This window comes from Sphingomonas sp. SORGH_AS_0870 (assembly GCF_031453175.1).
Taxonomy (GTDB): Bacteria; Pseudomonadota; Alphaproteobacteria; order Sphingomonadales; family Sphingomonadaceae; genus Sphingomonas.
In genome coordinates, this window is sequence record NZ_JAVIYW010000002.1 from 3,373,355 (window position 1) to 3,386,460 (window position 13,106).

At 67.0% G+C, this 13,106-nt stretch carries 13 protein-coding genes and 1 tRNA gene; 3 read left to right on the forward strand and 11 right to left on the reverse strand.

The features are described from left to right. Positions 1–6 precede the first annotated feature (6 nt). From QE363_RS15605 to QE363_RS15620, 4 genes are all read right to left on the reverse strand, one after another. Positions 7–1,134 (reverse strand): ionic transporter y4hA, encoded by a 1,128-nt coding sequence (locus QE363_RS15605; RefSeq protein ID WP_309696714.1) that lies wholly within the window; start codon positions 1,132–1,134, stop codon positions 7–9. Between the two features lie 195 nt (positions 1,135–1,329). Beyond that, positions 1,330–1,923: a GNAT family N-acetyltransferase gene (locus tag QE363_RS15610; protein ID WP_309696716.1), complete on the reverse strand. Its 594-nt coding sequence runs from the start codon at positions 1,921–1,923 to the stop codon at positions 1,330–1,332. A gap of 75 nt (positions 1,924–1,998) precedes the next feature. Next, on the reverse strand, positions 1,999–3,270 hold the full coding sequence (gene clpX / locus QE363_RS15615; RefSeq protein ID WP_307100117.1) for an ATP-dependent Clp protease ATP-binding subunit ClpX: 1,272 nt from the start codon (positions 3,268–3,270) through the stop codon (positions 1,999–2,001). Positions 3,271–3,382: 112 nt separating this feature from the next. Continuing rightward, entirely contained in the window at positions 3,383–4,069 is a 687-nt protein-coding gene (locus tag QE363_RS15620) for an ATP-dependent Clp protease proteolytic subunit (RefSeq protein ID WP_307100119.1), read from the reverse strand. 165 nt (positions 4,070–4,234) lie between these two features. On the opposite strand from QE363_RS15620, the gene QE363_RS15625 reads away from it, so the two are divergent. Then, positions 4,235–5,626 (forward strand): hypothetical protein, encoded by a 1,392-nt coding sequence (locus QE363_RS15625; protein WP_309696720.1) that lies wholly within the window; start codon positions 4,235–4,237, stop codon positions 5,624–5,626. On the opposite strand, the gene QE363_RS15630 is transcribed toward QE363_RS15625, so the two are convergent. From QE363_RS15630 to QE363_RS15640, 3 genes are all read right to left on the reverse strand, one after another. Further along, complete coding sequence (locus tag QE363_RS15630) at positions 5,590–6,522, reverse strand: glycosyltransferase family 2 protein (RefSeq protein ID WP_307100123.1); 933 nt, start codon at positions 6,520–6,522, stop codon at positions 5,590–5,592. The genes QE363_RS15625 and QE363_RS15630 overlap by 37 nt on opposite strands. A 193-nt stretch (positions 6,523–6,715) precedes the next feature. Then, positions 6,716–8,371, reverse strand: coding sequence for a trigger factor (gene tig / locus QE363_RS15635; RefSeq protein WP_309696723.1), 1,656 nt, complete (start codon positions 8,369–8,371; stop codon positions 6,716–6,718). A gap of 59 nt (positions 8,372–8,430) precedes the next feature. Beyond that, a tRNA-Leu gene (locus QE363_RS15640) sits at positions 8,431–8,515 on the reverse strand. 122 nt (positions 8,516–8,637) lie between these two features. Between QE363_RS15640 and QE363_RS15645 the strand changes: the two genes are divergently transcribed. Continuing rightward, positions 8,638–8,796, forward strand: a complete 159-nt coding sequence (locus QE363_RS15645) for a hypothetical protein (protein WP_307100127.1) — start codon at positions 8,638–8,640, stop codon at positions 8,794–8,796. Between the two features lie 8 nt (positions 8,797–8,804). Then, positions 8,805–9,047 carry a hypothetical protein gene (locus QE363_RS15650; RefSeq protein WP_309696725.1) on the forward strand — a complete coding sequence of 81 codons (243 nt, stop codon included), beginning with the start codon at positions 8,805–8,807 and terminating at the stop codon, positions 9,045–9,047. Between the two features lie 264 nt (positions 9,048–9,311). On the opposite strand, the gene gatB is transcribed toward QE363_RS15650, so the two are convergent. From gatB to gatC, 4 genes are read right to left on the reverse strand one after another with little or no spacing between them, the layout of a single operon-like run. Further along, positions 9,312–10,793, reverse strand: coding sequence for an Asp-tRNA(Asn)/Glu-tRNA(Gln) amidotransferase subunit GatB (gatB, locus tag QE363_RS15655; protein ID WP_309696727.1), 1,482 nt, complete (start codon positions 10,791–10,793; stop codon positions 9,312–9,314). Further along, a complete protein-coding gene (locus QE363_RS15660; protein WP_007405060.1) occupies positions 10,790–11,206 on the reverse strand; it encodes a hypothetical protein in 417 nt (138 codons plus the stop codon). Before QE363_RS15660 ends, gatB begins: the two co-directional genes overlap by 4 nt. After that, positions 11,200–12,681: an Asp-tRNA(Asn)/Glu-tRNA(Gln) amidotransferase subunit GatA gene (gene gatA / locus QE363_RS15665; protein ID WP_309696733.1), complete on the reverse strand. Its 1,482-nt coding sequence runs from the start codon at positions 12,679–12,681 to the stop codon at positions 11,200–11,202. The genes QE363_RS15660 and gatA overlap by 7 nt, the downstream gene beginning before the upstream one ends. Beyond that, positions 12,681–12,968 carry an Asp-tRNA(Asn)/Glu-tRNA(Gln) amidotransferase subunit GatC gene (gatC, locus tag QE363_RS15670; RefSeq protein ID WP_037568622.1) on the reverse strand — a complete coding sequence of 96 codons (288 nt, stop codon included), beginning with the start codon at positions 12,966–12,968 and terminating at the stop codon, positions 12,681–12,683. The genes gatA and gatC overlap by 1 nt, the downstream gene beginning before the upstream one ends. Positions 12,969–13,106: the final 138 nt, after the last annotated feature.

Sequence of the window (13,106 nt, forward strand, 5' to 3'; positions counted from 1 at the left end):
TCGGTCCTAGGGCACCACCGTCACGAACAGATAGGCCGCGAAGATCACCAGATGTACCGCGCCGCCCAGCACGGTGGTCCGGCCATTGCCCAGCGTCAGCGTGATGGTGAACAGCGACAGCACCAGCAGGATCATCTGCTTGGCCCCGATCCCCAGCGCGAGCGGCAGGCCCAGCATCAGCGAGACGATCGCCACCGCCGGAATGGTCAGCCCGATCGTCGCCAGCGCCGATCCCAGCGCGAGGTTGAGGCTGGTCTGCAACCGGTTCCGCTTGGCCGCCCGGTACGCCGCCAGGCTTTCGGGCGCGAGGACCAGCGCCGCGATGACCACGCCGACGATGGCGAGCGGCAGCCCGGCATTCAGGATCGCCGCCTCGACGATCCCCGACAGCCCCTTGGCCAGCAGCACCACCCCGACCAGCGCGACCAGCAGCATCCCCAATGCTGCCCAGGCGGCCGCATTGGTCGGCGGCTCGGCATGGGCGTCGGCAGGCATGTCCTCGTGCGCGGGGAGGAAATAGTCGCGGTGCCGCACCGTCTGCACCATCACGAAAGTCCCGTACAGGATGACGCTGACGATCGCGACGAAGACCAGCTGCGAGGTCGCATAGGTCGGCCCCGGCGCGGACGAGACGTAATTGGGCAGGACCAGCGACAGTACGACCATCGCGCTCAGCACGTTCAGCGACGAACTGGCCCCGCGCAGCGAGAAGCGCTGCTCGCCATGCTGCACGCCCCCCGCCAGCAGGCAGAGGCCGACGATGCCGTTGAGGATGATCATGATCGCCGCGAACACGGTATCGCGCGCCAGGCTGGAGGCATCGCCCGCATCGGACAGCATCAGGCTGACGATCAGCGAAACCTCGATCACCGTCACGGCGACCGCCAGGACGAGCGTGCCGAACGGCTCGCCGACCCGGTGCGCAACGACTTCGGCCTGATGCACCGCCGACAGCACGCAGCCGACCAGGATGATCGCTGCGACGACCACCCCCACCGTCCCCATCTTGTAGAGCGAGACCGCGATGGCCAGCAGGCCCAGTAACGGGAACACCAGGGTCCACCAGGGCATCAACAGACGCTGGAGCAGCGCGCGCTTCTGTCCGGGGGAAACGATGGCATCGGGTTCGCTCATGGCTGGTCGGGTCTCCTCGTCATGGCATGATGACATTCCTGTCATGCCAATGCGCCAACCACCCTGTTGGCTCCCGATCGGGGCGGGATTCATTGCGAGATCGCAACCAAATGCCGAACCCACCGCCCGCTATCGTCCACCTACAGCGGGACGACATGGCTGGCATAGCGGGGCCACCCCTTCAGGCGACGGGTTTCACTTTCCCCCGACCGGCCGCATCATCGACCAGAAGCGCGGGCCGCCTTTGGGGACCGACCACGGCCCGATCAGCTCGAACCCCAGCCGCGTGTAGAGCCCGACATTGCTCTCGGTCGCGGTCTCCAGATAGGCGGGTACGCCGTCCGCGTCGCATCTGGCCAGCCCCGCCCGGATCAACGCGCCGCCCAGGCCCCGCCCCTGCCGCGCCGGATCGACGCCCGCAATGTGCAGATACCAGAAGGGATCGGCCGGAAAATGCGCTTCGACCGCATCGCCCAGCCGCATCGCGCGGGGCAGCGCCGCCCCCAGCGCGTGCAGCACCGGGATCAGCCGCCGGACAAAGGCCATGGTCGGCACCTGCGCCTGTCCGGGCGGTCGCCAGAAACTGCCCGCATCCGCCCCCTGGCTCACCAGCCGCATCCCGACCGCATCGCTGTCGAACAGCAGCGCGAACAGGCGCGGCAGGCGCTTCGCCCGGTCGGCGGCATCGGGAAAGATATAGGACATGGCCGGATCGTCGGCGAAGGCGCGACCCAGCATCCGTGCCACCGCCACCCGGTCCCCGTCCACCGCATCGCGTATCACGGCCATCGCATGATCCTCATGAAAAACGGGCGCCTCCTTTCGGAAGCGCCCGCTTTCTCGCGTCGGTCACAGGGCCGGCGTTCAGGCCGCCGCGCCGTCCTTCTGCTTGGACTTTTCGGCATAGACGCGGATCGGTTCCTTGCGGCCCTCGACCACGTCCTTGTCCACCATCACCTCGTCGACGCCGTCCATGCCGGGCAGGTCGAACATGGTGTCGAGCAGGATGCCCTCCAGGATCGAGCGAAGCCCGCGAGCACCCGTCTTGCGCTCGATCGCCTTCTTGGCGACCGTGGTCAGCGCCTCGTCGGTGAAGTCGAGTTCGACATTCTCCATCTCGAACAGCTTCTGATACTGCTTCACCAGCGCGTTCTTCGGCTCGGACAGAATCTTGACCAGCGCCGCGATGTCGAGGTCCTCGAGCGTCGCGATGACCGGCAGACGGCCGACGAATTCGGGGATCAGGCCGAACTTCAGCAGATCCTCCGGCTCGGTCTGGCGCAGATATTCGCCGGTCCGCTTCTCCTCGGGAGCCGCGACATAGGCGCCGAAGCCGATCGACTTGCCCTGCAGGCGGTCGCCGATGATCTTTTCCAGACCCGCAAACGCGCCGCCGCAGATGAACAGGATGTTCGTCGTGTCGACCTGCAGGAACTCCTGCTGCGGATGCTTGCGGCCGCCCTGCGGCGGAACGCTGGCGGTCGTGCCTTCCATCAGCTTGAGCAGCGCCTGCTGGACGCCCTCGCCCGACACGTCGCGGGTGATCGAGGGATTCTCGGCCTTGCGGCTGATCTTGTCGATCTCGTCGATGTACACGATGCCGCGCTGCGCCCGCTCGACATTGTAATCCGACGCCTGGAGCAGCTTGAGGATGATGTTCTCGACATCCTCGCCGACATAGCCCGCCTCGGTCAGCGTCGTCGCGTCCGCCATGGTGAACGGCACGTCGAGGATGCGCGCCAGCGTCTGCGCGAGCAGCGTCTTGCCGCAGCCGGTCGGGCCGACGAGCAGGATGTTCGACTTGGCGAGTTCGACGTCGGCGCCCTTCGCGCCGTGGTTCAGGCGCTTATAGTGGTTGTGCACCGCGACCGACAGGACGCGCTTGGCCTGCTTCTGCCCGATGACATAATCGTCGAGCACGTTGCAGATTTCCTGCGGCGTCGGCACGCCACCATCCTTCTTGGACACCAAAGCGGACTTGGTCTCCTCACGGATGATGTCGTTGCACAGCTCCACGCACTCGTCGCAAATGAAGACGGTCGGCCCCGCGATCAGCTTGCGCACCTCGTGCTGCGACTTGCCGCAGAACGAGCAATAGAGGGTGCTTTTCGAGTTGCCACCGCTCACCTTGTCCATCAATCACCTCTCGCACCCATCAAACGGTGCGCTACCGTTGCCGGGGTGCGCATCGTACCGCACCCCGATAAAGTCACAATCGAAATAAACCGTTCACGCGGAACGACCCGTCTTACGCGGACGTCGCGTCGTCGGCCGGGACCGGACGCTTGTCGAACACCTGGTCGATCAGGCCGAATTCCTTGGCCTCCTCGGCGCCCATGAACTTGTCGCGGTCCATCGCACGCTCGATCTCCTCCAGCGGCTTGCCGGTGTACTTGGCGTAGAGCGAGTTCAGGAAATGCCGCATGCGCAGGATCTCGCGCGCCTGGATCTCGATGTCCGCGGCCATGCCCTGCGCCCCGCCCGAAGGCTGGTGGATCATGATGCGGCTGTTCGTCGTCGCCACGCGCATGCCCGGCTCACCCGCCGACAGCAGGAAGCTGCCCATCGAGGCGGCCTGGCCGATACACAGCGTGCCGACGCGCGGCCGGATATACTGCATCGTGTCATGGATCGCCATGCCCGCCGTGACGACACCGCCCGGCGAGTTGATGTACATGAAGATGTCCTTCTTCGGATTTTCCGACTCGAGGAACAGCAGCTGCGCGCAGATCAGCGACGCCATCCCGTCCTCGACACCGCCGGTGACGAAGATGATGCGCTCGCGCAGCAGGCGGCTGAAAATATCGAACGACCGTTCGCCGCGGTTCGACTGTTCGATGACGATCGGAACCAGACCGGCCTGCGTCTGCCGCAGCCCGACGCCGGCCTGTGCCAGCGGGCTCGCGAAATCGCCGGTCTCGAACGGATTGTGCATGGATATCTCTCTTATGCCCAGAAGAGCCCCTATGTCGCGTGATGCCAGCGCATATTCAAGCCCCGGCGACCGCCCCGCATGCCGCGATGCAGCGTTTACCCTTTTTTACGCGCCCGCACGCTAGACCGATGCGCAAGGACGCGAGAGGCGGTATCCGGCAAAATCATGACGTTGGTACGAACGCCGTCTCCAGCCCTGACCGCGGCGCTTCGCGTCATGCGACCGCATGCGCTGCTTCTCGGCGCGGCGAGCGGGGCGGTTATCGGCGCGGTCCTGTTCCTGCTGTTCCTGCTGGCCAATCACGCCGCGATCGGACTCGATCTGCCCGCCGCACGCGCGCATGTCCGACAGGCCTTTGCCGAGGGTGCGTTGCAGGACCGCGACTATCTGAAGGGCGATACCGCGATCGGATGGCATCAATATAATGACTGCCTGATCCTTCGCCTCGCGCTCGACCAGCGCGCCGATGCGACGGCGCTGACCGTCAGCCCGCTGGTCACGCCGCCGGTCGAACCCCGGAGCCAGTGCAGCAGCCTGCGCGGTTTCCTGGCGGGTGAGCGGACGGGCACGACCGGCTATTATCACCGCTATATCCATGGCCACACGCTGCTCGCCCGGCTGTTGCTGCCCCGGCTGTCGGTGGCGGCGATCCGGGGGATCTATCATGGCCTGTCGACGCTGCTGGTGCTGGCGGGGATCGTCACCGGGCTGGTCGCCTTGGCACGGGGACGGCGGCGGGCGGAGGGGCTGTTCTGGCTGATCGTCTTTCTCGCCTTCGCGCGCGGGTTCGGGCTGGAAAGCTATGGCCAGTCGCTAGGCCATGGGCCGGCGGACATCGTGCTGATCGGCTATCTGCTGATGCTGGCGGTGCTGGGCACGGGGCGCGGGATCGGGCCGCGCCTGGCGATGCTGACCGCCGGGCTGTTCGGCGCGCTGACCCTGACCTTCGAGTTCCTGACCGGCGGCATCCCGCTGGGGCTGGCGGCGGTGATCGGCGGCCTGGCCTTTGCCGCCAGGCCGGGCGAGGAACGCGCCTTCGCCCCCCTGCCCGTCGCACCACTGGCGGCCTATCTCGGCGCGATCGCGACGATGGCGGCGCTCAAGATCGCGCTGGTCGCGCAGGTGTTCGGCGTCCGGGCGCTACGCGCGGATGCGGGGCAGCTTCAGGTCCGGCTGGGCCTGGATGCCTCGCATGGCGAGACGTCCGATCTGGGCATCGTCCATATGGCAAGGCAACTGGCCAAGGGCATTGACGGGCTGGCGGCGGGAATGCCGCTGATGGCGGGCGCGGTCGTGCTGATCGCGCTGGTCGCGGGTATGTGGGGCGCGCGGCGGCTGCTCGCCCGTCGCGACCCGGCGATGCGCGCGCGGGTGGTCGCGCTGCTGCTGTCCAATGGCGCCATCGCCGCCATGCTCGTCCTGTTCTGGCAGCATACCATGATCCACGCCTGGTTCATGGAGCGGACCCTGGTCTGGACGATCGCCAGCGGCTTTGCGCTGTTCGCGCTGGCGCTGCCCGCTCAGCCCGCCGAGCCGGGGGCCGGCTGCGCCAGATAGGCCAGCCGCCGCACCTCCTGCCGACCGCGCACCACGGTGTCGAGGATCAGCCCGGTAAAGACGTTCAGCGCCGCCAGCAGCATCAGCCCGGTCGACAGGATCGCGGTCGGGAAGCGCGGCACCTGATGCGTGTCGAGATAGGTCAGGATCAACGGCACCGCGAGCAGGATGGCCGCCGCCGCGAACAGCGCGGCGATCGCGCCGAAGAACCAGAGCGGCCGCTCGATCCGGTAAAGCTTGATGATGGTGCGCAGGATGCGCCAGCCGTCCGAATAGGTGCTCAGCTTCGACGCCGACCCCTCGGGCCGCGCGAAATAGGGGGTCGCCACCTCGGCACAGGGCATCTTGAGTTCCAGCGCATGGACGCTGATCTCGGTCTCGATCTCGAAGCCGACCGACAGGACCGGGAAACTCTTGACGAAGCGCCGCGAGAAGACGCGGTAGCCCGACAGAATGTCGGAGAAGCTGCGCCCGAACAGTCGCGCCAGCATCCCGGTCAGCATCGCATTGCCGAAGCGATGCCCGCGCCGATAGGCGAGTTCGGCCTCGCTCACCCGCTGGCCGACCACCATATCGAGTTGCTCCTCGACCATGCGCGCGACCAGCCCCGGCGCGGAGGCCGCGTCATAGGTCGCATCGCCGTCCGCCATGACATAGATGTCGGCGTCGATATCGGCAAACATCCGCCGCACGACCGCGCCCTTGCCCTGGATGCGTTCCGACCGGACCACCGCCCCGGCGGCGCGCGCCACCTCCACGGTGCGATCCCGGCTGTTATTGTCATAGACATAGATGGTCGCCGAGGGCAGCGCGGCGCGGAAGCCCGCAATGGTCTGCGCGATCGCGGCCTCTTCGTTATAGCAGGGCAGCAGCACCGCGATCCGGGGTTCGTTCACAACCTATCCTCGTCAAAAGGCGGGCGATCCGGCCCCCCGTCACTACCCACAGCCCCTATGCGCCAACGCGGCCGGGCGGGACAGCCCGTACACCCCTGCAAGGGGAGGAACAGATGGCCTTCACGCAGGAAGGGCGACCGCTTGCGCGACCGCCCTTCCCCGTTCGTTCACGAACCGAAGTCCGATGCCGTCCTTACTCGGTCGGCGCGGCCTTCTTGGCACGCGGCTTCTTGGCGGGCGCTTCGGCCTCGGCCTCGCCTTCCGCCGGAGCAGCGGTCTTCTTGGCACGCGGCTTCTTGGCCGGGGCTTCCTCGGTCGCCTCGGCGGCTTCCGCCTCGCCTTCGGCCGGAGCGGCCTTCTTGGCGCGGGTCGCCTTCTTCGGCGCGTCCTCGGCGCCTTCCTCGGCGGCGGCGTCTTCGGTCACGTCGGCCTTCTTGGCCTTCGCCTTCGACTTCTTGGCGCCGTGGTCATGATCATGGTCGTGGTCATGATTGTGGACGTGCGTGCCGGTCGCGAAGCCGTCCTCGCTCTCGATCGCGGCTTCCAGTTCCTCGCGCGTGGTCTCGCGGTCGGTGATCTCGGCCTTGCCGAACAGGAAGTCGACGACCTTGTCCTCATAGAGCGGGGCGCGCAGCTGGGCGGCGGCCATCGGCTCCTGCTGGATATACTGGATGAAGCGCTGGCGATCCTCGGGGCCGTACTGCTGCGCGGCCTGCGCGATCAGGCGGTTCATTTCCTGCGCGGTCACTTCGACGCCATTGGCCTGGCCGATCTCCGAGAGGAGCAGGCCCAGACGGACGCGGCGCTCGGCGATCTTGCGATAGTCGTCGCGCTCCTTCTCCATCTCGGCCTTGGCGGCCTCGGGGTCTTCCTCATGGGTCGCTTCATGCTCGAGCTGCGCCCAGATCTGCGAGAACTCGGCTTCGACCATCGACGGCGGCACTTCGAAGTCGTGACCATCGGCCAGCTGGTCGAGCAGCTTGCGCTTCATATAGGTGCGGGTCAGGCCGTTATGCTCCTGCTCGATCTGCCCCTTCAGCAGGCCGCGCAGCTGCTCCAGGCTCTCAAGGCCCAGATTCTTCGCCATCTCGTCGTCGATCTTGGCTTCGCCGGCGGTCTTCACCGACTTGATCGTCAGGTCGAAGGTCGCGGGCTGACCGGCCAGGTCCTTGGCGGGATAGTCCTCGGGGAAGGTGACCGAGATCTGCTTCTCTTCACCGGCCTTCACGCCGACCAGCTGGTCCTCGAAACCGGGGATCAGACGACCCGCGCCGATCTCGACCGCCATGTCCTCGCCCGAGCCGCCCTCGAAGGCGACGCCGTCCGCGGTCTTGCCGACGAAGTCGACGGTGACCTGGTCGCCCTGCTCGGCGGCCTTGTCGCCCGCATCGTCCCAGCGCTTCTGCTGGTCGGCGAACTTCTGGAGCTGCTCGTCCACCGCCTCGTCGGCGACGGCCACGGTCAGACGCTCCAGCTTCAGCGCGTCGATCGCGGGGGTCGGGACCTGCGGCAGCACTTCGAGCGTGACGTTCAGCGTGGCATCCTTGCCCTGCTCATACTCACCGACCAGCTCGACCTGCGGCTGCATCGCGGGGCGCAGGCCCTGCTCGACGATCAGCGACTGCACGCCTTCCTGCAGCGCGGTGTTCAGCGCGTCCTGGAGGAGCGCCGGGCCGTGCATCTTGCGGACCAGGTTGGCGGGCACCTTGCCGGGGCGGAAGCCGGGCATCTTCATCTGCGGAGCGATGCGCTTCAGTTCGGCATCGACCTTGCCCTCGATATCCTGGGCGGTGATGGTGAGCGTGTAGGCGCGCTTCAGCCCCTCGTTCAGCGTCTCGACAGTCTGCATCTAAAGGCCTTCAATCTGGAGAAATTCCGTGTGGCTGTCGCCCCGTTTTGACCGGGGACTGGTGCGGGCGAAGGGACTCGAACCCCCACATCTTACGATACTGGAACCTAAATCCAGCGCGTCTACCAGTTCCGCCACGCCCGCACGAGGACACCGCCGATGGGCGCGCGTCTATATCACCATGGGCGGCTTCGGCAAGGGACAACAGGCAACATGTGCGGTCGCGATGCGTTTATCCCCTCCCCAGTCCGAATTGGAGAGCGAGAATGGCCACCCAGCCCCCGCCCGAAAGCCCGCAGCCGACCCAGCCCGCGCAGCCCGACGCGCCCCCGCCCGAAATCGTGCCGCCCGGCCCCGATATCGACCAGCCCGCCCCCGGCACCGGCCCCGGCGATCCCGGCACGCAGCAGCCCCCGCAGATTTGAGGAAGACGATGGCGACCAACCCCGAAAACCATCCCGACAGCCCGCCCGCCGAGGCGCCGGACAACAACCCCGACAGCCCGCCGCGCGAGGACGAGCGCAGCGATATCGAACAGGCGGTCGAGGCGCGCTCCGACGCGGTCAAGCGTGGTGAGGGTGGCGAGGAACCAGTGACGTTTACCAGCAGCGGCGAACATGACGGCGTCGGCGGGACCGGCGGCGTGGTGCGGAACCAGGATCTCGACGCGCAATAGCAGGGCGCCAGTCTCGGTGAGACACCCTTGCCCTCCCCCAGCCCCTCCCGCCTGCGGGAGGGGAGAAGCTTGCGGCAAGGCGAGAAGATTATCGAAGGCCGTTCGCTAGATTCGAAGCTCACGACAACGCATGTCGCTCGCCAAAAGCACGCCCCTCCCGCAGGCGGGAGGGGATGGGGGAGGGAAGGCCGCAGGCGATGCCCTCTGCGAGACACCAAACCCTCCCCCCGGCCCCCTCCCGCTTGCGGGAGGAGGTGCAAGAGATCACCCAGCCAGCGCCTTCTTGAGCAGGTCGTTGACCACCGCCGGGTTGGCCTTGCCGCCCATCGCCTTCATCGTCTGACCGACGAAGAAGCCGAACAGCGCCTCCTTCCCCGCGCGATACTGGCCCAGCTGGTTGGGGTTCTTCTCCAGAACCTCGGCGATCACCGCCTCGATCGCGCCGGTGTCGCTGGTCTGCTTGAGCCCACGTTCTTCGACGATCTTCGAGGGGCCGTCACCCGTCTCCAGCATGATCTCGAACACCTGCTTGGACAGGCTGCCCGATAGCGTGCCGTCGGCGACCAGCGCCAGCAGTTCGGCCGCCTGGGCGGGGCTGACCGGGCTCTCGGTGATGTCCTTGCCCAGCCGGTTGAGCGCGCCGAAAAGTTCGGCCGCAACCCAGTTGGCCGCCTGTGCGGGCTTGGCACTCGTGCCTTCCAGCGCCTCCAGCAGCGCGTCGAACCAGCGCGCCGTCTCGACCTCGGCGGTCAGCACGCCCGCATTATACGGGGTCAGGCCCAGCGCCTCGTAACGGCGACGCTTGGCGTCGGGCAATTCGGGCAGGCTGGCGCGGCATTCCTCGACGAACGCGTCGGTCAGCTCCAGCGGCAGCAAGTCGGGATCGGGGAAGTAGCGGTAGTCATGCGCATCTTCCTTCGAGCGCATCGAACGCGTCGTGCCGCTCTCGACGTTGAAGAGGCGCGTTTCCTGGACGATCTTGCCGCCATCCTCCAGCACCGCGACCTGGCGCTTGGCCTCATACTCGATCGCGGCCATGACGAAGCGAACCGAGTTGACGTTCTTCGTCTCGGTCCGCGTGCCGAATTCGTCGCCGGGCTTGCGCACCGACACGTTCACGTCGGCGCGCATCGAGCCTTCTTCCATATTGCCGTCGCACGACCCGACATAGCGCAGGATCGCGCGCAGCTTGCGGAGATAAGCCCCCGCTTCGGCGGGCGAGCGCATGTCGGGGCGGCTGACGATCTCCATCAGCGCCACGCCCGAGCGGTTGAGGTCGACATACGACCGCGTCGGATGCTGATCGTGCATCAGCTTGCCCGCATCCTGCTCGACATGGATACGCTCGACGCCGATCGACTTGGTCGGGCCGTCGGGGTTCTTCTCGTCCAGGCTGATCTCGATCGCGCCCTCACCCACCAACGGGTGGTAGAGCTGGCTGATCTGATAGCCCTGCGGCAGATCGGCATAGAAGTAATTCTTCCGGTCGAAACGCGACCATTTGTTGATTTGCGCGTCGATCGCCATGCCGGTGCGCACCGCCTGGCGGATGCACTCCATATTGGGCACGGGCAGCATGCCGGGCATCGCGGCGTCGACCAGCGAGACCTGGGTGTTGGGCTCCGCGCCGAACGCGGTCGCCGCGCCGGAGAACAGCTTGGCGTTGGAGGTGACCTGGGCATGGACTTCCAGGCCGATCACGACCTCCCATTCCCCCGTCGCGCCCTGGATGCGATATTCGCTCATGTTCGATCTCGATGATGAAGATAGTTGATCGCCGTCAGGACGGCGTTGCTGCCCAGCAGGGCGACGATCCAGCAGGTCGACAGGATGCGCAGGACCGACGTCTCGAAACCGAGATGCCGCGCCTCCCGCAACCCGATATAGGCCGCGCCCGCGCCCAGCACGAGGAACAGGATGCCCAGCCGCACCTCGCCGCGCAGGATCACGCTGTTGCCCACGCACAGGCACAGGATGAACCCCGCCACGCCCAGGAAGAACCGCGCCAGCGTATGATGGTCGAAGGGCTGGCTTTCCATATGGCTGAGCGACACGCCGACATAGGCGCTGAGGATCGCCCCGAACGCGACGTTCAGGGCGCCCTGTGCTTCCCGCAACACCGCGATGTTGCGGGCCGTGAAGGCGCGGTCGCTTACCACCAGGCCTGCGGACGGGCGGTGAAGCCCGCGCGCTGTTCGATGGCGAGCCCGGCGTTCAGCACGCCCTGCTCGTCCAGCGGCTTGCCGATGATCTGGAGGCCGAGCGGCAGCCCGTCCTTGTCCAGCCCACCCGGCACCGACATGGCGGGCAGCCCGGCCAGCGAGGCGGGCACCGTGAACACGTCGTTGAGGTACATGGCCAGCGGATCGGCCTGCTTCTCGCCCAGCGCGAACGCCGCCGAGGGCGCGGTCGGGGTGAGCAGCACGTCACACTCACCGAACGCCCGCTCGAAATCGCGCGCGATCAGCGTGCGGACCTTCTGCGCCTGGGTGTAATAGGCGTCGTAGAAGCCCGCCGACAGGACATAGGTGCCGATCAGGATGCGACGCTTCACCTCGTCGCCGAACCCGGCGGCGCGGGTCGCGGCGTACATGTCCTGCAACCCCGCCCCTTCGGGCAGGTCGCGCAGGCCGTAGCGCACGCCGTCATAGCGGGCGAGGTTGGACGACGCCTCGGCCGGCGCGATGATGTAATAGGCCGGAAGCGCGTATTTGGTGTGCGGCAGCGAGACCTCGACGATCTCCGCGCCCGCATCGCGCAGCCAGTCGATGCCCTGCTGCCACAGCGCCTCGATCTCGGCGGGCATACCGTCGACGCGGTATTCCTTGGGCACGCCGACGCGCTTGCCCTTCAGGTCCGCCGACAGCGCGGCTTCCCAGTTCGGCACGTCGAGCTTCAGCGAGGTCGCGTCCTTGGCGTCGAAGCCCGCCATCGCCTCCAGCATGATCGCGCAATCGCGCACGTCGCGCGCCATCGGCCCCGCCTGGTCGAGCGAGGAGGCGAAGGCGATCGTGCCCCAGCGCGAGCAGCGGCCATAGGTCGGCTTGATGCCCGAAATGCCGGTGAAGGCGGCGGGCTGGCGGATCGAGCCGCCGGTGTCGGTGCCGGTTGCACCCGGCGCCAGACCCGCCGACACCGCCGTCGACGAACCGCCCGACGATCCGCCGGGGGCGAGCGCGGCGGTGTCGTTGGGGCGACGCCAGGGCGAGATGACGTTGCCGAACGCGCTGGTCTCGTTGGACGAGCCCATGGCGAACTGGTCGAGGTTCAGCTTGCCGAGCATGCCTGCGCCCGCGTTCCACAGATTCTGCGAAACGGTGGACTCATAGGGGGGCACGAAGCCTTCCAGGATCTTGCTGGCGGCGGTGGTCGCGACGCCCTTGGTCGCGAAGAGGTCCTTCATGCCGATCGGCACGCCCGCCAGCGGCTTGAGCGTCTCGCCCGCCGCGCGCGCCGCGTCCGCCGCATCGGCGGCGGCGAGCGCGTGATCGGGGGTTTCGACCAGAAAGGCGTTGAGAGCGCGCGCGCCCGCGACCTTGGCGTTGAAGGCCTCGGCGACTTCGCGCGCCTTGAACTGGCCGTCGCGCACGCCGTCGCGAATGGCGGCGATGCCGAGTGTGGTGAGATCAGTCATTATTCGATCACCTTGGGCACCGTGAAGAAGCCATGTTCGGCCTGCGGCGCATTCTGCATGAGGAGGTCGCGGATGCCGCCGTCATTGACGACGTCGTCGCGCAGGCGAAGCTGGTTCGGGATCACCGCGGTCATCGGCTCGACGCCTTGGGTGTCGACCTCGCCCAGTTGCTCGATCCAGCCCAGGATATTCCCAAGCTCGGGGGCGAGGCGCGTCGCGTCCTCCTCGGTGATCGCGATGCGGGCGAGGCTCGCGATCTTCTTCACGGTTGCGGTATCTACGGACATGGATTTGCGGCTAGCATCGCCGCGCGGCTTCGCGCAACGCTTTTGCCGTCTCAGCGATTGCAACGGGGGCAAGTCAGGCGTCATGGATAGCAATTGCGGGCCCGCGCGTTTTGCTGCAACGCACAATGGAGTGAGGAT

Bases quoted from the DNA above. Each gene is read 5' to 3' on its own strand.
- clpX (WP_307100117.1), bottom strand. From the start codon at position 3,270: ATGGACAAGGTGAGCGGTGGCAACTCGAAAAGCACCCTCTATTGCTCG.
- QE363_RS15605 (WP_309696714.1), bottom strand. From the start codon at position 1,134: ATGAGCGAACCCGATGCCATCGTTTCCCCCGGACAGAAGCGCGCGCTG.
- gatB (WP_309696727.1), bottom strand. From the start codon at position 10,793: ATGAGCGAATATCGCATCCAGGGCGCGACGGGGGAATGGGAGGTCGTG.
- gatA (WP_309696733.1), bottom strand. From the start codon at position 12,681: ATGACTGATCTCACCACACTCGGCATCGCCGCCATTCGCGACGGCGTG.
- QE363_RS15650 (WP_309696725.1), top strand. From the start codon at position 8,805: ATGGCGACCAACCCCGAAAACCATCCCGACAGCCCGCCCGCCGAGGCG.
- tig (WP_309696723.1), bottom strand. From the start codon at position 8,371: ATGCAGACTGTCGAGACGCTGAACGAGGGGCTGAAGCGCGCCTACACG.
- QE363_RS15645 (WP_307100127.1), top strand. From the start codon at position 8,638: ATGGCCACCCAGCCCCCGCCCGAAAGCCCGCAGCCGACCCAGCCCGCG.
- QE363_RS15620 (WP_307100119.1), bottom strand. From the start codon at position 4,069: ATGCACAATCCGTTCGAGACCGGCGATTTCGCGAGCCCGCTGGCACAG.
- QE363_RS15610 (WP_309696716.1), bottom strand. From the start codon at position 1,923: ATGGCCGTGATACGCGATGCGGTGGACGGGGACCGGGTGGCGGTGGCA.
- QE363_RS15625 (WP_309696720.1), top strand. From the start codon at position 4,235: ATGACGTTGGTACGAACGCCGTCTCCAGCCCTGACCGCGGCGCTTCGC.
- gatC (WP_037568622.1), bottom strand. From the start codon at position 12,968: ATGTCCGTAGATACCGCAACCGTGAAGAAGATCGCGAGCCTCGCCCGC.